Source organism: Amycolatopsis albidoflavus (assembly GCF_039525725.1).
GTDB lineage: Bacteria > Actinomycetota > Actinomycetes > Mycobacteriales > Pseudonocardiaceae > Amycolatopsis > Amycolatopsis albidoflava.
This window is the reverse complement of the sequence record NZ_BAAAHV010000012.1, coordinates 679,521-705,634: the sequence shown is the minus strand read 5'-3', so window position 1 is coordinate 705,634 and position 26,114 is coordinate 679,521. Positions and strand designations below refer to the sequence as shown.

Genomic DNA, 26,114 nt, shown 5'->3' with positions numbered 1-26,114 from the left:
GACTGCGACCGGATCGCTGCGGCGTCACCAGCCGCTGCGGTAGAAGCTTCGTGACACGTAACTGCTGGCCTCGGCCGCCCGCACCGCGCACAGCTCCTCTTTCACTGCCCGCGCCTGCTTGACCAGCGGGTCGTCCCCGGGCGCGAGCGCCAGCAGGTCGATGACGTGCAACGCGTCCTGCACCCGCCCGTCCGCCCGCAGCCGCTCGGCCTGGTCGAGCACCGCCTGCTTGTCCGTGATCGCCTCGGCCCGGACGGCGGCCGCGACGTCCGGGCGGGACGGGTGCAGGGTCGTCGGATTTCCGTCCCACCAGCCGGTTTCCGACCGCACGATGTCGCGGACGATGTACTCCCGGTGCCCGTAATGCTCGCGCATCGACGGCACGTCGAACAGCTCGGCCGGATACCGGAGATCGTGCACGATGTCGTCTACCCGCCGGCCTCGGTTGAGCTGATCCACGACCGCACCGCGCAGCCACCGGAGCGCGGCAGCGGTCATGGTGAGTTGCCGGACCGGGTCCTCGCGGATCACCGGGCCGAACTCCGGCACCAGCACGGCCGGGTTCAACGCGGCGAGCCGGTCCAAGGTGTCCGCCCATCGCACCGTGTCGCGCATGGTTCGCATGGGCGTCCCGATGTTGGGGATGCCGTTGATCACCGCCGCGCTGCCATACAGAACCCGTTGGGACGGCAGCCACACGGCGGTCACGTCGTCGGTTTCGGACGGCGCCCACAGCAGCCGGACGTCCGGGGCGAGGGTCATCGCTTCCCGGTAGGTCTGGTCGGGGAAGGTGACCGGCGGCGGGGCCGTAAGGTCGGCCATCGGGCGGCGGAATTGCCGGGTGTTGATGTGGTTCTGCAGCCCGGCGGTCTCCAGATACCGCTGATAGCGCCGGACGACGTTCTCGTGCGCCACGACAGTCGGGCGGCGTTCGCCATGGGCGACCGCGTAGTCGAAAAACCCTGGTACGCCGTAGTTGTAGCCGAGATGCCCGTGGCTGTAGACGATCCAGCGCACGGGCTCGCGAAGCTGGTCCAGCACGGGCGCGACGAGGTCCGGAGACGGCCCGGTGTCGACCACGACGAGACCCGCGTTCGTTTCCACCGCCAGACTGTTGCCCTGCAAGCCGATCGAACGGACGCCGGGCGCGACCTCGGTGATCTCGCCGGTGCCGTAGAGCGGGTTTTTGGTGTCTGGAAAAGGCATCAGCCGACCACCTCGATCCGATCCGAGCGGAGTCCGAGCCGCCGCGCGGTGCGGTCCGGGTTGACGAAGAACATCGCGAGCAGACCGCCCGCGACGGACAGCAGGCCGCTGATCGTGAAGGCGAGCGTGAAGCCGCTGCCGGGCGACGAAGCGGCCTGGATCAGCCGTCCGGTGAGGTACGGGGCGAGCAATCCGGCGGTGGTGACCAGCCCGACGCTGATGGACAGCACCGCGCCGCGCTGGCGGGTCGGGCTGATCTCGGCGTTCATCGTGACGCCGAGCGCGAACACGACCCCGCCGAGGCTGAACGCGACGGTCAGCAACGCGATCTGGAACCAGCCCCCGGTGTGCGGGAACAGCAGCATCGCCAGACCGGAGACCAGCACCGCGATGCCGCCGAGCACCCCTCGCGCCACCCGGCTCGACACTCCGCGCCGCATCAGCCGGTCGCTGAGCGCGCCCTGGGCGAGGTTGAACACGACCGACGCGATCCACGGCAGCGCGACCAGCGTCCCGGTGGTCACCGTGCTGTAGTGCAACGCCGTCTCGAGGTAATGCGGCACCCACGCGACCAGCACGGACAGCGCCCAGTACGCGGCGAAACCGGCCAGGAAACCGCCGAGCCACGTGCCGCTCAGCAGGATCCGGCGGTAGGGCACGCGGGGTTCGTCCGCTTCGGTCTTGGCCTCGTCCGCGTGCACGGACGCGGTCCCGGCGACCTTCCCCTCCCGCCCGAAGATCGCCCACAGCAACGACCACACCAGTCCGACGACGAGCAGCGCGAAGAACGCCCACCGCCAGCCGTAGCCGACGATCAGCGCGGTCAGCAGCGGCGACGCCAGCGCCACGCCGATGCCGGACCCCGCGTTCAGCAAGGCGCTCGGCAGCCCGCGTTTCTCGTTGGGGAACCACTTGTACGCCGCGTGCATGGCCAGCGGATTCGCCGGTCCCTCGGCCGCGCCGAGGACGATCCGGCTGACCAGCACCGCGCCGAAGCCGACCGTGCCGAGCATCGGGGCCTGGGTCAGCGCCCAGACGACGCCCAGCACCAGCAGGATCCACTTCGTCGGCACGCGGTTCGACACGAACCCGACCACGATCGCGGAAATGCTGAACAGGAAGTAGAACCCGCTGCTGATCAGGCCGTACGCCTCGGGCGTCAGGCCGAGATCGTGCATCAGCGGCTTCGCGGCGAGTCCGAGCACGGCCTTGTCCGCGAAGTTGATCAGCATGAACACCAGCAGCAGCCCGGTGACGACCCAGCCGCGGGCGCTGGTGCCGCGGGCGCGCCGGCGGGCGGCGGTTTCGGCGGGGAGAGCGGGAGCGTTCATCGTGGGGTCCCCATTTCAACGTCGTTGTCGGACGGGGTGGTACAGAAAACTCAGAAGGCCCAGCGAGTGCGGCCTGCGGTGCGGGCGCGCAGCTGCTCAGCACGGTCGGTGCCGTCGAGCACGGCTTGGGATTCGGCGGCGGCCCAGGCGTAGACGCCCTTGGCCATCGTCGAGGTCGCGGCTTTTTCCAGTGCGGTGAACACTTCCGCGCGGGCGGTGTGCGCGGTCTCGTCGTCCGGGGCCGCGTCGACGGCGAGCTGGGCGAAGTGCCCGGCCAGCCGGTGTTCCCCGGCGGCGAGCAGTTCCCGCGCCCGCGCGGCCAGCCGGTCGGAGCCGCCGGACAGATCGGCGAGCTCCCGCGACAGGTCGGCGCGGCGGGCGGGTTTCAGGTTGGCCGGGTTGCCGTCGTACCAGCCGCCGTAGAGCCGCCAGACGTTGCGGACGACGAATTCCGGCTCGTCGTAGGACGGTTTCAGATACGGCTTGGCCAGCAGTTCGGCGGGCGCGGTGACGCCGTGCACGACCTCGTCGAGCGTGGCGCCGGCGTTCATCGCGTCCACGGTCTGGTCGTGGAGCGTTTCGAGGAACTCCGCGGTGTCGGACAGCGCGGTCCGGATCCGGTCGGCGCCGACGATCGGCACGCCGTGGCCGGGCAGCAGCAGTTCCGCGCCGAGTCCGGCCATCCAGCGCAACGCCCGCGCCCACTCGGCGGCGTAGCGCTGCACCTTCTGCGGGTTGCCCGGGTTGGGGGAGGACCAGATGAAAAAGTCGCCGCAGCAGAGGATTTTCCGGTCGGGCAGCCACGCGATCGTCGCGTCGTCCGTCTCGCCGCGGCCGTGCTTCAGCCGGACGTCGAGGTCGCCGATCCGCAGCGTCGTGGTGTCGCGGTAAGTGATGTCCGGATGCCGGTACCGGTCCGGCCAGCGGAATCCGGGTGACTGGAACTGGCGTTGGTTGATCACCGTGTTGTAGCCGCGGGTGCGTTCGTACCGCTCGAAGCGCGGCGGCGTGTTCTCGTGGGCCAGCACGGACGGACGACGCCAGCCGCGTTCCTCGGCCTCGGTGTCGAACGGGCCGACGCCGAAGACGTGGTCGATGTGTCCGTGCGAGTAGACGGCGGTGTGCAGCGGGGCGTCGGTGCGGGCGCGGGTCGCGCCGAAGAGGTCTTTGGCGGTGCGGCGTTCGCCGGTGTCGAAGCAGAACAGGCCGTCGGCGGTGGGGAAGAGGAAGACGTTGCCGAACGCCGGCCACATCCAGACGCCCTCGGCCAGCTCGTGCAGACCGTCTTTGCGCAGCGTGCCGGTGTGGTAGACGCGGGTGTCGGCCTCGCCTCGCCAGACTTTGTCGGCGTAGTCGAGCAGGTCAGTCACGGGATGCCTCCTGAAGAGTCTCGGTGAACAGTGCGTCGACGGCGACCAGGTCGTCTCCGGTGACGCACAGCGGGTTGAGGTCGGCTTCGGCGAATTCCGGGTGGTCGCCGAGGATGCGGATCAGCGCGTCGATCGCGGCGGCGACGGCGGGGACCGGGGCGGCGAGGACGTCGCCCGCCCAGGCGGCCAGTTCGGCCTGTTGCTCCGGGGTCGCCGGGAGCAGCAGCGCGCGACGGGGTGCGGTGGGGTCTTCGGCACGGTCGCCGCCCGCGCCGAGGACGATTGCGGTGCCGTACAACGGATCCCGCGTCGCGCCTAAGGCGAGCTCGGCGGCGTGCGGCAGCAGGGGCTGCACGACGAGCGTGCGGTCCGGGTCGGTCGAGACCTCGTCCAGGCGGGACCGGAGCGTCTCCAGCACCGCGGGCAGTTCGGCCGCCGTGACGCCGACGCGGACGAGCCCGGCGCGGGCCCGGTGCGGCACGTCGGCGGCATCGCCCTTGACCACATACGGCTCCGGCCAGCCGTTTTGCTGGACCGCTGACGCGAGATCGATCCCGGCGACGGTGGCGACGTGCGCGATGCCGGCGTCCTCCAACAGCGGAATGGCCCGCAGTTCAGTCCACACTGGACGGTCGTCGGCGGCAAGGCGGTGCGCGGGTTCCGGGATCCGGTCCGGGACCAGCACCCGAAGCCGTCGCACGAGGGCGCCGATGCTGGGCAGCACGGTGTCCGGCCGCCCGACGTGCGCCAGCTCGCCGGGCGGGGCGCAGGCCCAGATGAACCACGTCGGCGTCCGCATCGCGGCGGCGGCCGCGGCCAGCCGGTGGTAAGCCTCCCGGAACCGGTCGCCGAACGTCAGGTAGAGCACGACCCCGTCCAGCTCCGGATCTTCGTCGAGCGCGCCGAGGAGATCGCCGACGCGGTCGAGCCAGCGGTCGATGTTGCCGCCGAGATCGACCGGGTTCTCGTCGGCCGCCTCGACGCCGCCGACCTCGGCGAGCTTCGCGCGCGTCGTCCCGGACAGCGGCGGAATCCGGACGCCGAGCGCGGTCAGGTTGTCGGCGAGGATGCCGCCCGCGCCGCCGGACATCGTCAGCACGGCCAGCCGTGGAGCCGGGGGCAGCGTCGTTCCTTTGCGGGCGCAGAGCACGGCGTCCACGAGCTGGTCGTCGTCCGCGACCAGGTGAATGCCCTCCTGACGGCACAGCGACGCGAGCAGGAAATGGTCGCCGGCGACGGCCGCGGTGTGCGACAACGCGGCCTGCCGGCCGGCGGCGCTGCTGCCCACCGCGAGCGCCACCACCGTCTTGCCCGCTGCTCGCGCCTGACGGCCGAGTTCGCGGAGACCGTCCGCGTCGCGCACGCCTTCGAGGTAGAGCACGAGCACTTCGACGTCGGGCTGGCCGAGCAGGTAGCTGCCGAGTTCATGGCTCGACAGGCAGGCTTCGTTCCCGACGCTCGCGTAGTAGGAGTAGCCGATTCCGGCCTGTTCGAGCAGGTCAGCGAGCACGAAACCCATCGCGCCGCTCTGCGTGACGATCGCGACCGGGCCTGGCGGCACGCGTTCGCGGTCGAGGAAGACGGTCGTCGACAGCTGGACCCCGGCCGGGTGGCTCACGACCCCGAGACAGTTCGGGCCGAGCACCGGCAGGTCTCCGGCGGCTTCGCGCAGCTCGTCTTCCAGCGCGGTGTTGCCTCCCTCGGCGAAGCCTGCCGCGAAGACGATGACCGCGCCGGAGCCGAGTTCGCGCGCCTGCCGGACCAGGTCTGGCACCGTTTCCGCCGGGGTCGCGAGGACCACGAGATCCGGGCCGTAGCCGATCTCGGCGAGGGAGCTGACCGTCCGCACCCCGGGCAGCTCGAGCGGGCCACGGGAGACCGCGAAGACCTCGCCGCCGTAGCCGCCGCGCAGCAGCCGGTCCAGCGCGATCCGTCCCCAGGACAGCGCGGTGGTCGCGGAAACGCCGACCACGGCGACCGACTTCGGGCGGAACAGCGGCTCGCAGCGCATGGGTCCGGGGCCTCCTGTGATCGCGGTCATGGACACAACTCCAACTGTCGCCGCTGGCCATTCCGGCTGGAAGCGCACATTGCCCAGGTTTTCGGCTACCGTGCTGTGACATGTCACAACTGTCGTGGCGCAGCTTCGAGCACCGGCTGCCGAAGATGGGCGAGCGGACGATCCGCCGGTACGTCGAGACGTCCCCGCACTACCGCGGCGAGGTGCCGGCACATCTGCACCTGCACATGGCGCACACGTGCCGCGAGTTCGGCCGGTTGTTCGCCCGTGCCGTGCGGGAGAGCGGCGAACTGCGCGAGGACGAGCTGGAGCTGTTCCGCCGGCGAGGCCGGGAGCGGGGCGCGGAGGGGCTGCCGGTCAGCGAGTTCGTGCACGCGTATCTGCTGGCGGCCGAGGAGATGTGGGCGGAGATTCAAGACCTGTCCGGCGGATCGCCGCCGGGAGAGACGACCGCGGTGCTGCTGAAGTGCCTGCACCAGGTGCTGAACGCGGCCGTGCAGGCGCATCAAAAGGAGTTCCAGACCGCGGACCACGAACAGCGCGAGGCGGCCCGGGCGCTGGTCCGGCGGCTGGCGGCAGGGGAGGCCGTGCCGGAACCGGCGGACGTCCGGCTCGCCCCGGCGTACGGCGTGCTGGCGTTGCGGTTCGCCGCCGACCCGGCGGATTCGGCCGGCGACGCCGTCGGCCGGCATCTGGCCGGGCAGCGGAAGGCGCGGTTGCTGCTGCAGCACCTGCGTCGAGAACTGTCCGGCGACGTGCTGGCCGCCCTGGACCCGGACGGCGGGCTCCTGCTCATTCCGTCCACTTCGGACAGTCAGGAGGCGGCGCTGACCGAGGCGCGGCAGGCAGTTCCGCGAGCGCACCAGACGACCGGCGTGGCGATCACCGGCGCCTTCGCCCACGCGGCCGAGCTGTCCGGAATCCCGGCGGCGGTGGCGGAGGCGGAACGGCTCCTGCAGCTGAATTCGGCCCCCGACACCGTCGCGGTGCTCGCCGACCACCTCTTCGAATACCAGCTGAACCACGACAGCGCGGCGACTCCTCAGCTGCGTGCGCTGGCGGCGAGCCTCGGCGGCGAGCCGGATCTGACGACGACGCTCCGGACGTACTTCGACACCGATTTCAACCGTCGGGAGACCGCGCGGAAGCTGCACGTCCATCCGAACACAGTGGACAATCGCCTGTCGCGCATCGCCAACCTGACCGGGGCGGATCCGCGGACAGCCAAAGGACTGCTGCTGCTCGGCGCGTCGCTGGGCTTGGCGGGCTGATCACCCGGCGAGAGAACCGCTGCCGTTCGGCCCGGTCACCGTGACGCGGACGGTCCGAGCTGAAGGCAACTGGACGACGGTGACCTGCCAGGTCTGCGGCGTGCCGACGTCGATGGTGCGCAAGGCTTTCCGGACCAGACCCGGAATCTCGGTGACGGGCAGGGTACGGAGGTCGAAGCGTGGGACCTGGACTCCGGTCGGCGCGAAGACGACCGTCAGCCGGTGTTTCTGGACGACCGCGGTGAGTGTTTGCGAGACGTCGGTGCTCTTAGCCAGCGTGTCGACCGCGTGGCGCAGTTCTCCCTCGTCGAGAAATGACTGTTCCGGGCCGAGGTCGACCGTCGCGGAGCCCGACGTGGTCACCTCGGACGACGCGGGCGGCGGCGGTGCGGGCGCGCTGGTGTCCGGGGCGAACAGTTCGGCGCGGAAAAGCCCGAGGACGGCGCCCGCGCCGAGCAGCAGCCCGAGCAGCGTGAGGACGCCGGCCGCGCAGCCTTCCGGCGGCGGGTGGACCAAAGTGGACTCGGCCGCGGGCTCGATGACCGCGTTCGCTGCGCGGCGCTGCCATTCCGGCGACGGATTGGAGACGATCCGGACCTTCCACGGCCGGTCCGGCGGGTACGCGACCACCAGGACGTCGCCCGCGCGGTAGCTGGGAAGATCGACCAGATTGACGGTGTGGCTCATCGCCGCGCGATGGGACGGTGCCCCGTCCGGCGCGACCGTGAGGATGAATTCGACGGGGAGATCGCCGGTTTCGGTGCCTCCGGCGCGCAGGCTTTCGATCTGCGCGAGCGCCACCACCGGTGGTACTGCGGCCTCGCGGGCGCGGCGCGGCATGCCGCCGAGGTACACGAGAAGGCCGTAGCCGACCGGAATTCCCAGTCCGGTCACGAACAACGGGGCACTCTCGACGATGACGCCGACGACGAGCGAGCACAGGGTCGCTCCGATCATCGCGCCGGTGACGAAACCGAACGCGACCGTGCGAAGGGTTGCCATGGACCTGCTCCCTTGGGGCAGTCAGAGGGAAATCGGTTCCACCAGAACGGCTTTCGGGTCCTGGGGGTCGTAGCGGACCTTCACCGCCGAACCCTGCGACGGGGCTTGGAACAGCGACGTGGTCATCGTCGCCACGACCTCGCGTTCGCCGGTCTCGGTGGGAAACCGCACGGTGACGGTGAATCGCGGATTCCCCATGACCCAGACGTTCGTGAAGTCCACGCGGGTGAGAAACCCGGTGACCTGGCGACCGCAGCGCAGCAGCGCCTGCTCGCGGTCGTCCGCCTCGGCCGCGTGCAGGAAAGACCGCAGCAGCACCACGATCAGGACCAGCGCGACGATCCCGGCCACGACGGGCACCAGGAACGGCTCGTAGTAGACCACCCAGTCCACATCGGACCACGGCTCGGCCTTGCCCCCGGGGAGGGGCAGCCGCTCGCCGACCGATTCCGGCGGCGTCCACGACGGAGCCGCCACGCCGCTGCCCAGCGTCACCCCGAGTGCCGCGGCCAGTGAGCTCGCGCGGAAGCTGATGCCCATGCGGCGCAACGACATTCCGCCGCCCCACAGCATCGCGAAGCCGAGCGAAGACGCCACCGTGACCGACAGGCTGAAGAACAGCACGAGCGACGCCGCCGGCCCCGCGTCGGCCCCCCACGCGCCGACGCGGTTCAGCGACATCAGCCGGAAGTTGTCCAGCAACCCGAGCGTGCCCGACCATCCCGCGACAGCCCAGGCGAGAGTGGTGGGAATCCCGAGCAGCCACAGCCGCCGGCTCGACGCGCGGGTCTCTTCAGGATCGTCCCGCAGCCCGAACGCGAATGAGCTGAACACCGAGGCCGCCTACGCGATCGGGCCGAACACGGCGACCTTGGCCGGATCGGCGGGGTCGAGACGGGCTTCGTGCCGGGTGCCGGGCGCGTACTGCTGGATCGTCGCCTGCGGGGTGATCAGCGGGGTGACAGTCCGGTACATCATCCCGTCGGCGCGGGTGACCTCCAGCGTCGCGGTGTACTGCGCCTGCCCGGCGACCGTCCGGCCGGTCGGCTCCAACGCACGGATCACCAGGGTGGCCTTCTCACCGGTGTCGTAGAGGCGGCGCAGTTCGGTGCCGTAGGCCTGGAGTTCCTGCTGCTGGCGCAGCTGTTCCTGCATCGGCAGCGCCAGGAAAGCGGCCGTGTCGGGGTCGGCGGCGACGGTGCGGAACGCCTGCGCGGCCAACTGCGGGGTCGGCAGCTGCGGGGTGATGTCGTGGCCTTCCGCGGCGGCGGCCTGCCGGAACTGCTCGGCGTGCTGCTGGAAGTCCTGTGCGCCTCGGGCCATGCCCTGCTGGGTGGCCTCGTTGATCTTGTCGCGGATTTTCTTGAACATGGGGTGCCTTTCGCTGTGGCGGTTGTGCTGGACACAGCTTCGGGCGGGCTGGGTGCTACCGAACCCAGGTTTTGCGGTCGCGGGTTGAGTTGAGGCTGGTCAGGGGGTTGTGGCCGGGGTGGGCTGCTTGTCCCGAGGCCCGGCCGTTGTCGGTGGTGTCGAGGTCCGGCGCGGCCGGGTGGACAGCTCGGATGCGGCGGCGGGTGGGTTGTTATCTGGTCCAGCTCTTGCCGTCGTCGGTGGCGTCGAGGCAGGTCAGAGCTGCCCAGAAGGCCGGGGAGCGGGCGGGCTCGGGCCGTTCGCGCCAGCGCGCGAGCCGCTCCCGCTGCCACGCGCACAGCTCCGCGACCGGGTCCGGCCCGGCGAGCGCGGTGTCGACGGCGATGATCAGCTCGGCCATCGGGTCCGCGCCGGGCACCGCGGCCGACGTCGGCAGTGCCCAGACCGTCGCGGCGACCAAGCCCGCTCCGGCGGCGACGGCGGCGAGCAGCACGCCGAACGGTTCGGGCAGGCCGAAGTCGCTCGCGCAGCCGATCAGCGCGACTCGTGCGGGCATGTCCACTTCGGACAGTGCCAGGTCGGCGGCGGTGAACGGCCGGTGCGCGCCGATCGGTGCGGCGGTGCCCGGCAGGTCGGCTGAGCAGGACAGATGCAGCGCGGTCTGCGCACCGTGGACGTCCTGGATGCGGCTGACGTGCCCCGCGAAAACCAGCCGTGAGCACGCGGAAGCCAGTAGCTCGGCGAGCAGCTGACGGTCGGTGTCGGTGCGGCGGACCAGGTCCAGACCGCGCACGGCGGCAGGCCGGACCGGGCCGGTGGCGAGCTGGGCGTCGAGGTGACGGATCAAGGGCGAGGCCGCATCTTGCTTGCCGAGCACGGAACCCAGTTCGCCGAACGCGCTCTGGCCGGGGATCCGCGGGTCGAGCAGGTAGACGGGCGGTCCGCCGGGGGCCGGCTCGCGGCGCGGGATCCCGGCGGGGGCGAGGAGGGAGACGTCGGCGAGATCGAGGATCCGGACGTCGCTGTCGAAGCAGGTGTCGACCTCGTCGGCCTCCAGCACGTGGTCTGGCCGTCGATCGGGGAGGGCGAGCAGGCCCCACGGGACGGCGGCGAGAGCCGGCGACGGCTGGATTCGCAGCAGGGGGCGAGTGGCTCGCCGGAGTTGCGCGACCAGATCGGCGGGCAGGAGGTTGAGCGCGAGGACGCGGGCGAGGCGTTGTTCTCCGGCGGAAAAGGCGTCGAGCGAACGTCGGACGGCGTCGGCGACCCGTTCGCCTTCGCGTGGCGTCGGCGAAGCTTCGGCGAGGAATCCGCGTGCGGTGTCGACGAGATCGGCGTCGATCGGGTGCGTGTGGACGGTGTCGAGGTCGCTCGTGGTACGCCAGCTCAGGTAGGTGTGCCCGGCATCGGCATAGCGCAGGATGAACGTCTCGCGGCCCGGGTCGGCGGCGGGCCAAGACTCGACAGTCCGAGGTGCCGGGACGCATCCGTACCGTGCGGCGGCCAGCCGGGACCAGGCGTCCAGTTCCATTGGCGAAGACGGCGACCAGCGCAGTCCGGGCGGCGGGGCGAGCCGGAGGGGCAGCGACGAGGTGACCGAACCCAGTGCTGCCAACGGAAGTTGATCGGAGTCGGCGGGCGCTGCGGTCAGCGTGGGGAGTTCGCCGGTCAGGTCGAGGGAACGATCTTCGGGATACGCGCCGACCGCGCAGGCGCGTTCGATCAGCTCGGCCGCCAGCCGTGTCTCGCCGAGTTGGGTCAGCAGGACCATCAGCAGTTCCGTCGCCGGTCCCGCGACGCTGTTCGACCACGCAGTGCGCGCCTGCGCCGACGCGAAGGCGAACCGGTACTCCTGCGCGGCGAGGGCGACCGGGAGCAGCAGGTCCAGCACCGCTCGCGGGTCTTCGCCGCGCGCGTAGCCGATCGTGGCCGACAGGTAGTCGGCGCGCAGGCACTCCAGCCATTCGCCCGATTCGCGGGCCGCCGCCTGGAGTTCGGCCACCTGCTGTTCCGCGGACGGCCAGTCGCTCTCGGCCGCGGCACAGCGAGCCAGTGCGGACGCGAGTCGACGCGCGCCCGGAGTGTCGCCGTTCGCAGCCCACACCTTTCCCGCGTGCTCGAACTGGTCTCGCGCCTGTGCGACTTCGCCGGCGAGCAGCAGCAACGTGCCCAGTGCGTAGCTGGCCTCGGCGACGTCTCCGGTCACTCCGGCGGCGGCGAGTTCGTCCCTGGCCTTGACGATCGCCGCGATCGCGCCCGGGAAATCACCGCCGAGCGCGCGGGTTTCGGCCAGTCCGATGGCGAATTTCGCCGCCGCCGGACCCTCGTGCCGGGTGGTGAGCCGCAGCAGGTCCGCCGTCGCGTCTGCTTCCTCGCCGCCTGCTTGGCGGATGCGGGCGCGTTCGGCGCGTGCCATCGCCTGCAGCGCCGCTACTTGGACGCGGACCTCATCGAGGTCCGCAAGACTGTCCAGCTCCGTCAGGATCTGGTCGATCGCGTCGTGCGCCCCGGCCGGATCTCCGGCGGCCACTTGCACGCGCACTTCGAGGATGCGCAGCTCCAGCTCGTCGGCGCCGTGCGGGTCGAGTTGCTCGCGCGGGAACTGGCCGGGTTCGGCGGCCTTGCGGAATGCCGCGCGGCGGCGCTGATCGGCGAGCAGCTCGCGTGCCTTGTCGAGATCACCCTCCTCAGTGGACAGTGAGATGAGGACGCGTTCCGCTACCTCGCGCGATCCTTCGATCATCCGCAGTTCGGCGTACTGTCCGAAGTGGACGATGGCGGCGGTGCTCACTGCGAAGACGCTGAGCACGGCTTCCGCGCACTGCCGCGCGTTGCGGAGATCGCCGGCGGAGTAGCAGACAGTGGCCAGATCGCTGACGGCGGCGACTTCGAGGCTGACGCGGTCGAGCTGCTGGGCGAGCTGGCGCATTCGGGTGTAAGCCCGCTGCGCACCGGCGACATCCCGCGCCACGGCGAGTCGCTTGGCCTCGGCTTGGACGGCGAAGGCTTCGGCGAGCAGCGCGTCGTACTCGGCTTCAGTCAGCGCGCACGCGGGCAGTTCCCGGTAAGCAGCCGGATCGAGCCCGAAATGCCTTGCGACGCAACGACAATTGTAGCCATGTGAAACCGCGTCGGCGAGTTCCGGGGGCACCGGCCGGTCCGGCGGCTCGAGCGGTGGCGGCAACCCGGCGAGCACGTCAGAACTCCTCGTCGGCGACGGCTCGCTCGGCCAAGGTTCTGGCGGCGGGCGGCAGCGCTTCGCGGGATCGCACCAGGGAGATTACCTCGGCCCGGTCTTCCGGCGTGGTCCCGTGGACGTCCGGGTCTGCCGCTCCGACGATGAGGCCGAGCCGGGCGGGGGACGTCGCAGCCAGCCTCGTCCCGGCTTCGTCCAGGTCTGCGGTCCCGGCGAATCCTCCGCCGCCGAGGTGCAGGGCGACTTCGGCGAAGGGCTCGCCGTCGTGGGTCGCGGCGGCGGTGAGGGACGCGTCGTCGAGCGCGCCCGCGACCTCGACCTCAAGCCGGGCGGCGGTCCTGGTCGCGACGATCCGCCAGGTCACCGTGTCCTCGGCGGCGTCCAGAACGCCTGGCGGGACCCGCGCCCAATCGACACTGACGCGTCCCTCGGCCAGCACCCCCTCGCCGGACGTGGCGGGGCCGGAGCCCGCTGCCAACGCGTACGCACGTTGGCCTGGCGTCACCCGCGCCGCCAGTTCGGCGGCGGCTTCGGCTCGTTCGAGGTCGTCCTGGCGGTCGAACCAGGAGGAAAGCTGGGTGCTTAGCCGCCGGACTTCCTCGGCGGCCAGTCCTGCGGCGAGCGAGCCGTTCGCTGCGTCGAACAGCTCGCCCGGGTTGGCCTCGAAGCCGTCGAGCAGGCCTTCGGCGAGGTCTTCGACTGCCGTGGTCGCGACGGCGGCTTCGAAATCGAGCAGCGCCGGGTCGAGCGACGGGATTCCGAGGATCGGGCTGGCGGGCCACCAGCGGCGGGCCCACAGCAGGAGTGCGAGCCGCGCCAGTTCCGGGCGGGCCGGGACGTCGACGTGCCCGTCGCGGAGCGCGGTCAAGCTGGCTTCGGCGCCGACGAGCCTGGTCAGCCACGGTTCGGCAGCGCTGGCGTCGGTGAGTTCGATCCGCATCGACGCGACTTGGCCGCCGAGCAGGTCGGGGAGTGCGAAGCGGATGAGGGCGCCGTCGGCGGCGATGACGGGGGTGTGGACGGGATGGGTCACAGGGCGGCCTCCAGTCGCGGAATGGCGACGGAGGTGGGCACCGGATGCGTCACGAGGCGGCCTCCAAGCGTGGCAGGCTGGCGACGAGGGCGCGGCGGACCTTCGTCCGCAGGTCCAGCGACGTCGATCGGACGACCCCGGTGAGGAGGTCTCGGATGTCGGCCGCGGCGGTCGGAGTCTCGCCGTTGACGTCGAAGCCGTGCAGCCGAGCCCACAGCCGGGCGAGGAAGCGCTTCGCGAACGCGCGCAGTTCTCGCAGGATCTCGGCGTCCGGATGCGCGGTGAGGGGCGTCGAACCGGCCAGGGCACGGCGGGCGTACAGGACGTAGCCCTCCCTGGCGACCTGCGCGTTGAGCCGCTGCGCGAAGTCCGGGATGTCGCCACGGGGAGCGTCGAGCGGTCGAAGCGCGGGTGCGAGGACGACGCCGAGTGCGAAACACGTTGCCAGCACCGGCAATTCGAGCCCGAACCCGGCGGCCGCGCGGCTGAGTTCTTCGTCGACGAGGCTGGCGACGGGGTTCTGTTCAGCGGCGGGCAGGCGGCGCAGGGTGGCACGGATCCGGCGTTCGATGCTGCGTTCGAGAAGCTCGTTGCCGGTCTCGTCACGCTGATTCAGCGGGGGTACGGCGGTGCGTTCGCCGCGCTGCAGGCCGAGATCCGGCGCGGGCAGGCCGGAAATCTCGCGGACGGCCCGGGCGAGCGTGGCGGTGCCTCCGGGCTGGCGGAGCGCGAGGCCGATCGCATGTCCAGCTGGGGAGTCGGCGAGCGCCTGCCAGGTCTGGTCGGTGAAGCCGTTGACGACCGCGTCGAGCAGGGCCGTGGCGTCATCCACCGGGCCCGGGTCCGGGGTGGTGTGCCAGCGACGACGCAGTTCGGCGGTCAAGTCGGCGGTGCGTTGGGGGTCTGCCAAGTACCGGCTCAGCTGATCGACGCCGGCCGCGCCGTCTTCGCCGTGCCATTCGCGTAATGCCGCCGCGGCTCGTTCCGGTGCGGAGGCGTCCGGCATGGCGAAGGTCGTCGCGAGCTCGTAGGCGAGCGGGAAGCACACGTCCTGGACGTTTCCCGCCGTGATGCGCAGGGCCCGGCGTTGCCGTTTCAGGTGGGTGAACCACGCTGCCGTGGCGCGCAGCCGTGCCGAGTCGGCCAGCAGCAGCTCGGTCACTTCCGCCGCTGTGGCCGGATCCAGCAGCGGGCGGCCGAGCCGGGGCCGGGCCGCGGTGCGGATGACCAGCGGGTCGACGATTTTCTTGACCGTGCGGGTCAGCGGGCCGCCGTCGTCCGCCGAAAGGACCTCGACGCCGGGGATCCGCCGCCAGGCCTGCGCGAGAACAGCGGAGCGCAACCGGGACTGCCCCTCGCCTGCCGTCATCGCGCCCCCTCGCTCCGCCCGCACTTTATCCTGCCGCACGGTCCGGTGTCCGGCGGGCATATTCCACCGCGGCGGGAAACACCCGGGAAAGGCAGGAGAGTTCGGCGACGAACGCGGAATCGACCGCGGAATGGGGCAGGAACGCGCGTTTCCCCGGGTTTTGGCTTAATTCGGCTGCCAATTGGTGCAACGAATACTGAAGCGCGGCACGGTCCACGTTGCGGAAGACGTAATCCGATTAAAAACATAACCCGGGACGGCTCAAGCGGTTACCCGGAATGCGGTATTGAGCGGCTCGCGGAATCTGCAGTACGCTCGCCGGAGCTTCGCCGCGCTAAGGAAATCCTTATGCATCGCGGTTCTCGGGGAGAGGGGAAGATATCCGATGGCTGGTTCCGTCTTGCCGCCGGGATTGAGCAGACGGCGGTTTCTTTCGGCAATGGGGGCCGCGGGCGGCGCGGGTGCGATGTTCGCGACGATGGGGGCGCTGGGCCTCGCGCCGACGGCTCACGCGAGCGCGGGTTACGAGCCGCCGCGCCGGTCGGACTTCGCGCTGACCGGGCGCGGGGCGGCGAAAGTGGTGATTCTCGGCGGCGGAATAGCCGGGCTGGCGACGGCGTACGAACTGACGAAAGGGGGATACGACTGCACCGTTCTGGAGGCGGCCGATCGTCCGGGCGGCCGCAACTTCACCGCGCGCGGCGGCACCGTGCAGACCGATCTGCGCGGAAATACGCAAACCGCCGCGTTCAGCGAAGGAATCTACCTGAATGCCGGGCCGGCGCGGATCGCGCAATGGATGGTGACGCTCGATTACTGCCGTGAACTCGGGGTGTCGATCGAGGTCTTCGCCAATGCCAACGCGAGCGGTTTCGTCTACAATGAGGCGGCCGGAATGCGCCAGCCGGAACGGATCCGGACCGCCAAGGCCGACGTGTACGGATATGTCAGCGAACTGCTCGCCAAGGCGACCGACCGCGGCGCGCTGGACGGCGAACTCACCGCGACGGACAAGGAACGCCTGCTGGATTTCCTGCGGGACTGGGGCGCGATCGGGGACAAGGCCGCGGGCAGGCGCTACCTCGGCTCCTCCCGGCGCGGCTACTCGACCGATCCGGGCGCGGGCGACCAGGCCGGCGTGCCGCTGGGGCCGGTGCCCTCGCTGGCCCAGACGCTCGCCGACGGCGCCGGCCGGTACTTCTCCTTCGATTTCACCTACGAGCAGGCGATGCTGATGTTCCAGCCGGTCGGCGGCATGGACCGGATCCCGATGGCGCTGGCCCGCGCGCTCGGCCCGCAGCGCCTCCGGCTGCGCACGGCGGTCACCCGGATCGTCAACGCGCCGGACAAGGTCGGCGTCACCTTCCTCGGACCGGACGGCAAGGAGGGCCACCTCGTCGCCGATTTCTGCGTCGCCGCGCTTCCTCCGCAGGTGCTGGCCCGGATTCCGCACAACCTCGGCGCGGACGTCCAGGCCGCGCTCGGCAAGTGGCAGCTCGGCACGGCCGCGAAGATCGGCCTGGAGTACAAGAGCCGCTGGTGGGAAACCGACTACCGGATCTACGGCGGGATCACCGACACCGACCTGGACATCGAACGCGTCTGGTATCCGTCGCACGGTTTTCACGGACCGCGCGGCCTGCTCGTGAACTACTGCTACGGCAACCACGCCCGGCAATACGGGGAGCTTTCCCCGGAGCAGCGGATTCAGCGGGCGGTGGAGCAGGGCGTCAAGATCCACGGCGCGAAGCACCGCACGGAGCTGGCGGACTCGTTCTCGGTCGCCTGGCATCTGATGCCGCACCTCGAAAGCGCGTGGGCCATGCCGCCGCTCGGCACTCCGGCCTACCAGCTGCTCGGCAAGCCCGCCGGACGGGTGTATTTCGCCGGGGACTGGCTCACCCACCTCACCGCCTGGCAGGCTGGGGCTTTCGAGTCCGCGCGGCTGGTGGTCCGGCGCCTGCACGAGCGCGTCCTGTCCCGCTGAACTCCCCGGCGGCGCGGCGGCAAAGCGGTCCCCCCGAGATCCCCGAGGAAAGGACTCCCATGGCGCACACCCAGTTCGACCCGGCCGTCCGCGAGGCGCTCGCCGCGAAGGCGGTGGAGGCCAAGACCCGCAAGGACCTCACCTGGCAGGAGATCGCCGACGCCTCGGGGCTGTCGGTGGTCTTCACGACGGCCGCCGTCCTCGGCCAGCACCCGCTGCCGAAGGCGTCCGCCGAGGCGGTGGCCGAGCTGCTCGGCCTCGGCGAGGACGCGGCACTGCTGCTGCAGACGGTCCCGGTGCGGGGGTCGATCCCGGACGGGGTGCCGACCGACCCGACGATGTACCGGTTCTACGAGATCCTCCAGGTCTACGGGACGACCCTCAAAGCCCTGATCCACGAGCAGTTCGGCGACGGGATCATCTCCGCGGTCAACTTCAAGCTCGACGTGAAGAAGGTCGCCGACCCCGAGGGCGGCGAACGCGCCGTGATCACCCTGGACGGCAAGTACCTGCCGGCGAAGCCGTTCTGAACCGATTCCGGCGAAGAATTCAGGAATCGGGTAGCCTGGACGGCAAACTGCTCGTCGTCGTGGCAATGCTGGTCTATCCTGCTCTCAGTGCGGTGCTGTCGCTGACCGGAATAGGAGAACGCTGTGACCAATCCGTTCGAAGACGAGAATGGGGTTTACCTCGTCCTGGTCAATGCCGAGAATCAGCACTCGCTGTGGCCCGAGTTCGCCGCCGTGCCCGCCGGGTGGACGACCGTCCACGGGCCGGCGTCCCGGGCGCAGTGCCTGGACTACGTCAACGAAAACTGGACTGACCTGCGTCCGGCCTCGCTGATCGCCGCGATGGCGGAGTCCGCCGAGCCGCCCGCGAGCTGACGCCTCCCGGGTCGGGAAACACCGGAATCGACACCGATTTCCGCATCAATAAATGCGTCGCGGAATCATTGAAGTCGCAGCCGCCGAACGGTTGCCGCGACGATTGTATTCTTCGTGTACGCGGGCCTGATTGACTTCGCCTGGAGGGGGATTAAACGGCGTTTCTGTCAGATCGGTGGTATAGTGATCCGGCTTCATCTGACCCTGGAGTCCTTTCAGTCCGTCCGATTTCTCGAAGGCCCCCTTCCGGTTGTCGAACTGCTCGGCGCACTGTGCCGGCTGAGAAGGGACGCGCGTCCCGCCGGGCCGTTCCCGGTGCGGTTCCGGCCGCCTCGGCCGATCCGGCCGCTGTTCGACCTGTTCTCCGCGCGCGGCGAGGTGCCGGACTTTCTCGTCTCGCGCCGCGCCGAGATCGGCTCCGCGCTCGACGACCTCGCGGCCCTGCCCGCCGACCGGGTGCGCGCCGACCTCGCGGCGACGTTCCGGCTGAAGCAGCCCGCCGCCTGGCTGAACGACCTCGCCGCCGGAAGCGGCGACGCGCGGACGGCGCTGGTGAAGGCCGTCGAGGAGGGATACCGGGGCCTGGTCGAGCCGCAGTGGGCCGAGATCGTGGCCACCGCGCAGGCGGATCTGGTCCAGCGCGGGCACATCATGCTGCGCCAGGGCGTGGCGAGGGCGATCGGCTCGGTGTCCGGGGCGAGCGGCCAGTTCGGGAACGTGGTGGAGATCGGCAGTCCGGCGGACCGCGACCTGCCCGCGCCGCACGGGCTGGACTTCGTGCCGTCGTGCCTGGCCCCGGAGACGGTGGTGATCCCAGGCGGGGCGGGCGAGCCGGTGACCGTGGTGTATCCGATTCCGGGCGTGTCCGCGCGAAGCGCGCCGGGCCGGTCGAGCGGCGACGGTCTGTCGGCGCTGGTGGGCGCTCGGCGGGCGGCGATCCTGCGAGCCGCGGTGGTGCCGCGTGGGACGACCGAGCTGGCGGTGCAGGCGGGGGTGAGTTTGTCGTCGGCTTCGGAGCACGCGAGTGCGTTGCGCAATGCCGGGTTGATCATGACGGTGCGCGCGGGGCGGAAGGTGCTGCATACGGCGACGGAGCTGGGTGCGTCGCTGGTGCGGGCGAGCGATGCGCGGTTGTGCGACGCGCGTTGACCTCGGCTCGGGAAGACCCAGCGGTGGCCGCGGGTCGACGATCCTGCGGGCTGCTCCGGGCACCTGTCGGCTCCGGGACGCGGAAGGCGGTGCGTGACCAAACCTGACCTCATCCGGGAAGCACCGGAACCCCTTTGGCCCAATGGCGGGTGCGGTCGAACGGATACGTCGGCAGCCACACCCGGCGGCGGCCGGGCGCGAAGACCGCCGACCAGTCCGGCGTGCCTCCCTCCGCCCACTGCCTGCCGAGGTTCGCCAGCTCGGGGGACTCGGCAGGCTGGGCGGCGGAGGAACGGTCAGCGACGATCTCGAACTGGCGGCACGGCCACGCCCGGCGTCCGGTGGCCAGGGTGAACGCGACATCGGCCAGCGGCAGGTCCGGTTCGCGGTCCAGGTGCTCCCGGAGCCGGGCCGCCGTCTGGGCCAGTGCCCGCGGGGTGCGAGCGGACAGCACGAGGAGGTGCGGCGAGGGAGCCGCCGACGGGCGGGGGAGCGGCGGTGGTTGTTCGAGGATCACGTGCGCGTTCGTCCCGCCGAGGCCGAACGAGCTGACTCCGACGCGGCGGGGTGCGGCCAGGTCGACGGGCTCGGTGGTGACGGTGAAGCCGCCGGACGAGAGGGGAAGATGCGGGTTCGGGCGCCGGAAGTGCGCGGTCGGCGGGACGGTGCCGTGCCGGGCGACGAGGGCGGACTTGATCAGGCCGACGACCCCGGACGCCCCGTCCAGATGGCCGATCGCGGGCTTCACCGAACCGAGAAGGCACCCGGGGATCCCGGCGAGCCGGAAGGCGCGGTCGAGGGCGTCGACCTCCAGCGCGTCGCCGAGAAGCGTGCCGCTGCCGTGTGCTTCCACGTAGCTGACGGCGTCGATCTCCGCTGCCCGCAGCGCTTCCAGCACGACGGCGGCCTGCCCGTTGCCGCTGGGAGTGCGGTAGTCGGGGCGGTCGCCGTCGTTGTTGACTGCCCAGCCGCGGATCACCGCGTGGACGGCGTCGCCGTCGTCCAGCGCGTCGGCGAGGCGTTTGAGCAGGACGACGCCGGCACCGCTGCCGAATACCGAGCCGTCCGCGTCGGCGTCGAAGGTGCGGCAGCGGCCGGACAGCGAGACCAGGCCGTCGTCCGCGGCCAGGCGGGCCGGGTAGGGGATGGCGGCGGCACCGGCGAGGGCGAGGTCGCAGCGGAAGTCAGCGAGGTTTTGCGCGGCCAGGCATACCGCGACTAGCGAAGACGAACACGCGCTCTGCACGGCCAGGCTTGGACCCGACAGGCCGAGTGCGTAGGACACGCGGGCGGCGGCGTGGTCGGTCGCGGTGCCTACTGAATGCGCGCCGGGCCAGGCTCCGGCCAAGCGGTAGTGCTCGTACCAGCTCGGGCTGACGCTGGCGAAGACTCCGGTGTCCGGGCACGAAGCCGGGTCGTAGCCCGCGTCCTCGAAGGCTGACCACGCGGTTTCCAGCAGCAGTCGGTGTTGTGGATCGAGTCGCGCCGCCTCGTCCGCGGGGTAGCCGAAGAATTCCGCGTCGAAGTCGGCGATTCCGTCGAGGTGGCCTACCGTGCGCACTAGCTGAGGGTCGCGCAGCAGCGACTCCTCGACGCCGGCGGCGCGCAGCTCTTCGTCGGAGTAGCGGCGGATCGGGTCGACGCCTGCGAACAGGTTGCGCCACAACGTATCCGGATCCGCGGCACCCGGGACGCGGCACGCCATGCCGATGATCGCGATGTCCTCGGTCACGGGGAGCGCCGTCCTGCCCGGGCGGCGCGGCGGCGGGACATGCGGTCGCCGACCCGGTCCAGGGTGCCGTCGGGGAGGCTCGACAGGGAGTCGGCGAGGGCGGTGATAGTGGGGTGGTCGAAGAACCGGCCGAGCGGGATTTCGACGCCGAGTTCCCTTTCCAGCAGGCGTTTCAGCATCGGGACCTGGGCGGAGTGCCCGCCGAGGGCGAAGAAGTCTTTGTCAGCGGGCGGGTCCGGCAGGCCGAGCACAGTCGACCAGGCGCGGGTGATCGCCCGGGGCACGTCACCCTGAGGACGGCGCGTCGGCGACGGAGCGGGTAGTGCGCGGACGTCGACCTTTCCCGTGCTGGTCAGCGGAAACGTGTCGAGGACGCTGATCTCGCGCGGGACCAGGTAATGCGGCAGCTTCCGGGCGAGTGCCTCGAGCAGCGAGGCCGGATCCGGACGCTCGCCCCGTGGCACGACGTACGCGAGGATCTCGCTCTGCCCGGCCACCGCGACGGCTTGCGCCACCGAAGGCTGAGCGCACAGAGCCGCCTCGATCTCGCCGAGTTCGACTCGATAGCCGCGGATCTTCACCTGCCGGTCGGCGCGTCCGAGGTGCAGGAGGGTTCCGTCCGGCAGCCTGCGGGCGAGGTCCCCGGTGCGGTAGGCGGGCACGCCGTCGATCGTCACGAACTTCCCTGCGGACGCGGCCGGATCCCGCCAGTAGCCGGGCGCGACGTGCTGGCTGAGCACGGTGATCTCGCCGCGCAGGCAGGTGCGGCGGCCTGCCTCGTCGAGCAGGACGACCTCGACGCCGGGCAGCTGGCGGCCGACCGGGATCACCTCGCCGTCCACCCGCGCGTCGGGCCCCAGGTGGTGCTGCGTGACGAAGCTGATCTCGGTCGCGCCGTAGCCGTTGACGAACACGCAATCCGGCGCACCGACGCGGCGTGCTCGCTCCACGTCGTCGCGGCGGACCTGTTCTCCGCCAAGGAGAACCGCGCGCAGGGCGGGCAGCCGGCGGTCGCCGAGCGAGTCGGTCAGATAGCGGAACATCGTCGGCGTCGAGTGGTAGACCGACACCTCGTGTTTCGCGAGGACCTCGCCGAGTGCGGTCACGCCGTGCGCGGCCACGTCGAACGGCACCACGGCGGCGCCGCTGAGCAGCGCGGAGAACAGGTCGGTGACGGCCATGTCGAAGCCGAAGGACGTGAGCAGGCCGAGCCGGTCGGCGGGGGTGATCCGGAAGTTGTCGACGTGGTTGCGGACCTGGAAGAGGACGTTGGCGTGGGTTTGCGCGACTGCCTTCGGCTTGCCGGTGGACCCCGAGGTGTACAGCAGGTAGGCCAGGGAATCGCCGGACGCGGCGAGGTCCGCCAGGCGGAGTTCCACTGTGGACAGATGGTGCACGGTCAGCGTGGGGGCGATCTGATCGCACAGGGGCTGGTGTTCCGGGTCGGTCAGGATCGTGGTGGCGCCTGCGTGGGACAGGATCGCGGCCAGCCGGTCAGGGGGATGGTGCGGGTCCAGGGGCACGTACGGCCGTCCGGTGAGCACGGCGGCGACGATCGCGACGATGTGTGCCGGTCCGTGCGGGAGCAGCAGTCCGACAGGGCCAGTGCCGGAGCGCAGGAGGGTCGCGGTTCCGGCGGCTCGGGAGGCGAGTTCTTCGTAGGTGAGGCACTCGGCGTCGGTCAGGATCGCCGGGTTGGCGGGAAACCGTTGGCAGATCTCGACGAACCGGTGCGCGATCGAGGTCGCGTCGGCGGGGAACAGGGCGTCGCCGGTGGGTTCGAGGGTCGATGTCCGGTCGCCGCGGGCGTGCGGGAGCAGGTGCGCCGTGGACCGCTCCGGATGGTCGAGGATCTCGGCCAGCAGGGCGGGCAGGTCGGCGGCGAGGTCGGCGAGCAGGGATTCCGGCAGGTGCCCGAGCCACGAGATCCGGTGGCTCCGCAGAGCAAGGATGATCTCCAGGTCGTACGGCGTCGAGGAACGGGCGACCGGTTCCAGCGTGAGCCTGCCTGCCGCGATGGGCGGGCCGTCCTCGCCGAGGGCGAAAGCGCATACGCTCGAATGGTCGAGGAATTCGTCGATCGCGACCGCTGCTTCGATTCCGGTGGCCGCCGTGCGCCGGGCGGCGGCGATGTCGCTGAGCGCGACCGAAGCCGGCCGGTCCTCAGCGAGGTCGACGACGAGCGCTGAGCCGTCGGCCAGGCCGAGTGTCATCGCGCCGGTGCCCGTGTAGCGCCGCAGCAGCAAGGCGATCGCGGTGAGGAAGAACGAAGCGGGCTGACCGGAGAAGCGCACGTCGAGTTCGGTGGTCAACCGCGCGCAGTCGCCGGAAGGGGCCAGGTCGAGCCGGGAGTCGACCGGCTGGCTCGCTGCGACGGCCGGGGTGAACTCGGGTGCTTGGGAGCCGGAAAGCTCGGCGACGAGGTGTGCCAGGAATTGCCCGAACCGCAGGTGAGTGGCGTGGGGCAGCGCGACCAGCAGAACGTGCTCGTCCTCGGCGACGGAGCGCAGGCGTGCCCGCAGGGGCGGTGCGGAGAGGTCGAAGTCGCCTGGAAGAGCGTCCACTGTGGACGACGGCTCGTCCGGAAGCCGGGCGGCGATCCGCTTCAGGACGGCAGACAGCTCCGCCCGGTCGAGCGGCCCGGTGATGCGCAGCGTCCGCAAGGTCATCGCCCCGCCGGGACGGCCAGCGCCGCGTCCACGGCGGCCTGCACCTCGTCCAACCCGGTGACCGGCACGAGCGCCGACGGTTCGATCGGCTGGTAGTCGGCGGCGGTGTAAGTCCCCGACGCGTGCAGCACGATCTCGGTGCCCGCTGGGACCAGCCGTCGCTCGATCGCGTTCAGCACGCCGGTCATCGCCATCACCAGCGACCATTCCCGCAGTTCGGCGTGGTCGGCGGGCATCGGCCGCCCGGCGGCGTTCAGCAGGTCGCGGATCATCGGGTACCGGCTCGCGCACTCCTGCCGGGACACGACGATCCCGGTCCCGCCGAAGCGCCGCACGAGCGGGTCCATCGTCTGCGAGGTGACCGGGCGGCGGGTGTAGAACGTCGGCTCCAGCACCTCGTCCGGGTCCTCTGTGGACAGTGGGAAGTGCGGGTCGGCGTCCTGGACATAGCGGCCTGCGGAGCGGCGGTACCGGGGCGCGTTCGCGGGGTCGTGGTCGCCGTGGAGCAGGCTCAGCACCATGTCGGGCGCGCCGAGGTGCTGAACCAGCAGGAAACCCGGGTGCGCGGCCGGGTCCGCCTCGCCGGCGGCTTCGAGTTGGTCCCGGCCCTGGTGGTAGCCGAGCAGGCCGAACGCGCTCGACACCGCGTGCGCGTGCCAGCGGTTGCCGCGGGCGGGGTCCACGTCGTGTTCGAGGAAGGCCCGGGCGGCGTCGGCGACCAGGTAGTTGTCGAGGTCGAGGGTGAACCACAGGCGCGGCGAACCGGGGCGGACTTCTTCGCGGGCCACGAATTCGCGGGCGAGATCTTTGACCTGCTCCGGTCGCGCGCTGTCCAGCAGCAGCACCGGATTGCGGCGGGCCAGCTCCGGTTCCCGGGACAACGCGCTGGAGCGGAATTTCGGCTCGGAACGGGCGGGCGCGAGCACGATCACCCGGAGCTGGCCGGGTCGCACGAGACCGGTCGCGATCGCGCGGTCCACCGCGTCGCGCAGGGCCACGCCCTTGTTCGCGGACGTCGGCGTGAAGATCACGATCGGCTCGCCGGTGCGGCGGATGTGCTCGACCGCTCTGGCGACGATCAGCAGGGAGGCGAAGGTTTTCGTCGTGTGGGTGCCGGGGTTGCCGGTGAGGTCGAGCAGCCGGATCGAGTGGCCGTCGATCTCCGCCAACGGACCCCACGCGGCGGTCGCGACGGAGTAGTACTCCCGGGCCGCGGGGTCGAGGTCTGGCAGCGCGGAGCCGGGAGCGAACCGGCCCGCCGAGGTCACCGGAGCGGGGATCCGCCGCTCGATCTCGCCGCGGATCCGGTCGTAGTAGTCGGTGATCAGGTTCCGGGACGCGCGGGGGACGGGCATCGCTCCTCCTCGTTCGGGAAAGGGGCCGGGGAGCGCAGGCGGTCGCGCAGTTCCAGGAGCCGGTCGCAGACGGAAGCGGTGTCGTGGACCGGGAATCCGGCCGCGAGGTCAGGCAGATACGGCAGCAAGGCCTGGCGCGCGGTTTCGCCGAACACGACGTCCGATCCTTCGACCACGACTCCGTCCCGGTGCCCGTCGCGCTGGTTTCGCCGCACCGCGACGTCCTCGGCGACGGGCAGGTCGAGCGCCAGTGCGCCGTCGCGAATCCGCACTGGGTATCCGCCCGGCAGCCCGAGCGGTCCCGGCACGTTCGTCCGGGTGTCCGCGCCGGTCAGGAGGTTTTCGACCAGCAGCGCGGCGGCGTGTCCGGTCACCGCGTTCAGCTCCCGGCGGTCGGCTGCGCGGAGCTTGGCCAGCCGGGCCGTGACGTCGGTCAGCGGCTCGTCGTCCAGCCAGGCCAAGGCTTCGCCGGCCTCGTCTTCGGGCGCGTGCAGGTGGACGTGGTGGGCGAGCACGCGCAACGTCCGGGTTTCGTCGGCGGGAAGCGTCGCACGCAGGGCGGCGGCGAGGGTCATCACGTTGCCGATGCCGCAGAACACCGGCAGTCCCAGTGCTTTCAGCAGGGGATTGACCGCGTCCGGGAAGCAGCCGTTGACCAGCATCGTGGCCGGGCTGGCCTCTGCCACTGCCTGGGCGAGCGAGATCGCCGGCCCGGCTTGCAGCGGCAGAGTGAGCCCGAAACCGCCGCGTCGCAGCAGGTTCGTCCACTCCGACGGGCTCGTCATCCGCTCCCAAGGGGACTGGTGCGAGGCACAGTTCAGCACGACGCGAGGCTGAAACCGCGCAAGCACCTCTCGGAGATCGGTCAGGGCACCCGCTTCGAAACTGACCGGCGAACCGCTCAGCCGCGCGCGCATCGCGGCGAGATCCGCGACCTCCCGCGCCTGGCCGGGCCTGCGCGCCAGTATGTGCACCACGGCCGGAATCTTCGCCAGGGCAAGCGAAAAACACCCGCCGCGCGCCAGGGAACCGCTCCCGGCGACGACGACGCGGGGCACCCCGGCCGAATTTTCGGTCAATCTGGTGTCCTTTCGCGGGAGAACGGGGCTCACGGTAGCTGCGTTCGCCCGCTCGCCACTGTGGTTTCGCCTGGGTCCGAAAGCATGGAC

The 26,114-nt window shown here is 71.0% G+C and carries 19 protein-coding genes; 5 read left to right on the top strand and 14 right to left on the bottom strand.

Annotated elements, in window-relative coordinates:
• Positions 1-24: 24 nt before the first annotated feature.
• Genes ABD156_RS21530 through ABD156_RS21515 form a run of 4 tightly spaced genes read right to left on the bottom strand, consistent with a single transcriptional unit; the run spans position 25 to position 5,948 of the window.
• The gene (locus tag ABD156_RS21530) at positions 25-1,206 is read right to left on the bottom strand and encodes an alkyl sulfatase dimerization domain-containing protein (RefSeq protein WP_344276335.1); all 1,182 of its coding nucleotides are present in this window, start codon (positions 1,204-1,206) and stop codon (positions 25-27) included.
• Entirely contained in the window at positions 1,206-2,537 is a 1,332-nt protein-coding gene (locus ABD156_RS21525) for an MFS transporter (protein WP_344276332.1), read from the bottom strand. The genes ABD156_RS21530 and ABD156_RS21525 overlap by 1 nt, the downstream gene beginning before the upstream one ends.
• Positions 2,538-2,587: 50 nt before the next feature.
• Complete coding sequence (locus tag ABD156_RS21520) at positions 2,588-3,907, bottom strand: alkyl sulfatase dimerization domain-containing protein (protein WP_344276329.1); 1,320 nt, start codon at positions 3,905-3,907, stop codon at positions 2,588-2,590.
• Complete coding sequence (locus ABD156_RS21515; protein WP_344276326.1) at positions 3,900-5,948, bottom strand: acetate--CoA ligase family protein; 2,049 nt, start codon at positions 5,946-5,948, stop codon at positions 3,900-3,902. The genes ABD156_RS21520 and ABD156_RS21515 overlap by 8 nt, the downstream gene beginning before the upstream one ends.
• 80 nt (positions 5,949-6,028) lie before the next feature.
• Between ABD156_RS21515 and ABD156_RS21510 the strand changes: the two genes are divergently transcribed.
• On the top strand, positions 6,029-7,198 hold the full coding sequence (locus ABD156_RS21510; RefSeq protein ID WP_344276323.1) for a PucR family transcriptional regulator: 1,170 nt from the start codon (positions 6,029-6,031) through the stop codon (positions 7,196-7,198).
• Here ABD156_RS21510 and ABD156_RS21505 read toward each other — a convergent pair whose 3' ends face one another.
• The 6 genes from ABD156_RS21505 to ABD156_RS21480 all read right to left on the bottom strand — a co-directional run bounded on the left by ABD156_RS21505 (position 7,199) and on the right by ABD156_RS21480 (position 15,169).
• Positions 7,199-8,200, bottom strand: coding sequence for a hypothetical protein (locus tag ABD156_RS21505; protein ID WP_344276320.1), 1,002 nt, complete (start codon positions 8,198-8,200; stop codon positions 7,199-7,201).
• A 21-nt stretch (positions 8,201-8,221) separates the two neighbouring features.
• Positions 8,222-9,034, bottom strand: a complete 813-nt coding sequence (locus ABD156_RS21500; RefSeq protein ID WP_344276317.1) for a DUF3592 domain-containing protein — start codon at positions 9,032-9,034, stop codon at positions 8,222-8,224.
• A gap of 9 nt (positions 9,035-9,043) precedes the next feature.
• Complete coding sequence (locus tag ABD156_RS21495; RefSeq protein WP_344276314.1) at positions 9,044-9,571, bottom strand: hypothetical protein; 528 nt, start codon at positions 9,569-9,571, stop codon at positions 9,044-9,046.
• A gap of 211 nt (positions 9,572-9,782) precedes the next feature.
• A complete protein-coding gene (locus ABD156_RS21490) occupies positions 9,783-12,767 on the bottom strand; it encodes a hypothetical protein (RefSeq protein ID WP_344276311.1) in 2,985 nt (994 codons plus the stop codon).
• Position 12,768: 1 nt separating this feature from the next.
• Positions 12,769-13,800 carry a hypothetical protein gene (locus tag ABD156_RS21485; protein WP_344276308.1) on the bottom strand — a complete coding sequence of 344 codons (1,032 nt, stop codon included), beginning with the start codon at positions 13,798-13,800 and terminating at the stop codon, positions 12,769-12,771.
• Positions 13,801-13,849: 49 nt separating this feature from the next.
• Positions 13,850-15,169, bottom strand: coding sequence for a hypothetical protein (locus tag ABD156_RS21480; protein ID WP_344276305.1), 1,320 nt, complete (start codon positions 15,167-15,169; stop codon positions 13,850-13,852).
• 385 nt (positions 15,170-15,554) lie between these two features.
• Between ABD156_RS21480 and ABD156_RS21475 the strand changes: the two genes are divergently transcribed.
• The 4 genes from ABD156_RS21475 to ABD156_RS21460 all read left to right on the top strand — a co-directional run bounded on the left by ABD156_RS21475 (position 15,555) and on the right by ABD156_RS21460 (position 19,189).
• A complete protein-coding gene (locus ABD156_RS21475; RefSeq protein ID WP_344276302.1) occupies positions 15,555-17,156 on the top strand; it encodes a flavin monoamine oxidase family protein in 1,602 nt (533 codons plus the stop codon).
• Positions 17,157-17,215: 59 nt separating this feature from the next.
• The gene (gene cynS / locus ABD156_RS21470; RefSeq protein ID WP_344276299.1) at positions 17,216-17,686 is read left to right on the top strand and encodes a cyanase; all 471 of its coding nucleotides are present in this window, start codon (positions 17,216-17,218) and stop codon (positions 17,684-17,686) included.
• Between the two features lie 123 nt (positions 17,687-17,809).
• Positions 17,810-18,040, top strand: coding sequence for an MbtH family protein (locus ABD156_RS21465; protein WP_344276296.1), 231 nt, complete (start codon positions 17,810-17,812; stop codon positions 18,038-18,040).
• 183 nt (positions 18,041-18,223) lie between these two features.
• Positions 18,224-19,189 (top strand): winged helix-turn-helix domain-containing protein, encoded by a 966-nt coding sequence (locus ABD156_RS21460; protein ID WP_344276294.1) that lies wholly within the window; start codon positions 18,224-18,226, stop codon positions 19,187-19,189.
• A 109-nt stretch (positions 19,190-19,298) separates the two neighbouring features.
• Here the strand turns inward: ABD156_RS21460 and ABD156_RS21455 are convergent, their stop codons facing one another.
• From ABD156_RS21455 to ABD156_RS21440, 4 genes are read right to left on the bottom strand one after another with little or no spacing between them, the layout of a single operon-like run.
• Positions 19,299-20,921, bottom strand: coding sequence for a beta-ketoacyl synthase N-terminal-like domain-containing protein (locus ABD156_RS21455; RefSeq protein ID WP_344276291.1), 1,623 nt, complete (start codon positions 20,919-20,921; stop codon positions 19,299-19,301).
• A complete protein-coding gene (locus tag ABD156_RS21450) occupies positions 20,918-23,590 on the bottom strand; it encodes a non-ribosomal peptide synthetase (protein WP_344276289.1) in 2,673 nt (890 codons plus the stop codon). Before ABD156_RS21450 ends, ABD156_RS21455 begins: the two co-directional genes overlap by 4 nt.
• On the bottom strand, positions 23,587-24,945 hold the full coding sequence (locus tag ABD156_RS21445) for a DUF6002 family protein (RefSeq protein ID WP_344276286.1): 1,359 nt from the start codon (positions 24,943-24,945) through the stop codon (positions 23,587-23,589). Before ABD156_RS21445 ends, ABD156_RS21450 begins: the two co-directional genes overlap by 4 nt.
• Positions 24,915-26,024, bottom strand: a complete 1,110-nt coding sequence (locus ABD156_RS21440; RefSeq protein ID WP_344276283.1) for a hypothetical protein — start codon at positions 26,022-26,024, stop codon at positions 24,915-24,917. Before ABD156_RS21440 ends, ABD156_RS21445 begins: the two co-directional genes overlap by 31 nt.
• Positions 26,025-26,114: the final 90 nt, after the last annotated feature.

Bases quoted from the DNA above. Each gene is read 5' to 3' on its own strand.
- ABD156_RS21525 (WP_344276332.1), bottom strand. From the start codon at position 2,537: ATGAACGCTCCCGCTCTCCCCGCCGAAACCGCCGCCCGCCGGCGCGCC.
- ABD156_RS21450 (WP_344276289.1), bottom strand. From the start codon at position 23,590: ATGACCTTGCGGACGCTGCGCATCACCGGGCCGCTCGACCGGGCGGAG.
- ABD156_RS21480 (WP_344276305.1), bottom strand. From the start codon at position 15,169: ATGACGGCAGGCGAGGGGCAGTCCCGGTTGCGCTCCGCTGTTCTCGCG.
- ABD156_RS21495 (WP_344276314.1), bottom strand. From the start codon at position 9,571: ATGTTCAAGAAAATCCGCGACAAGATCAACGAGGCCACCCAGCAGGGC.
- ABD156_RS21510 (WP_344276323.1), top strand. From the start codon at position 6,029: ATGTCACAACTGTCGTGGCGCAGCTTCGAGCACCGGCTGCCGAAGATG.
- ABD156_RS21505 (WP_344276320.1), bottom strand. From the start codon at position 8,200: ATGGCAACCCTTCGCACGGTCGCGTTCGGTTTCGTCACCGGCGCGATG.
- ABD156_RS21445 (WP_344276286.1), bottom strand. From the start codon at position 24,945: ATGCCCGTCCCCCGCGCGTCCCGGAACCTGATCACCGACTACTACGAC.
- ABD156_RS21475 (WP_344276302.1), top strand. From the start codon at position 15,555: ATGGCTGGTTCCGTCTTGCCGCCGGGATTGAGCAGACGGCGGTTTCTT.
- ABD156_RS21530 (WP_344276335.1), bottom strand. From the start codon at position 1,206: ATGCCTTTTCCAGACACCAAAAACCCGCTCTACGGCACCGGCGAGATC.
- ABD156_RS21515 (WP_344276326.1), bottom strand. From the start codon at position 5,948: ATGACCGCGATCACAGGAGGCCCCGGACCCATGCGCTGCGAGCCGCTG.
- cynS (WP_344276299.1), top strand. From the start codon at position 17,216: ATGGCGCACACCCAGTTCGACCCGGCCGTCCGCGAGGCGCTCGCCGCG.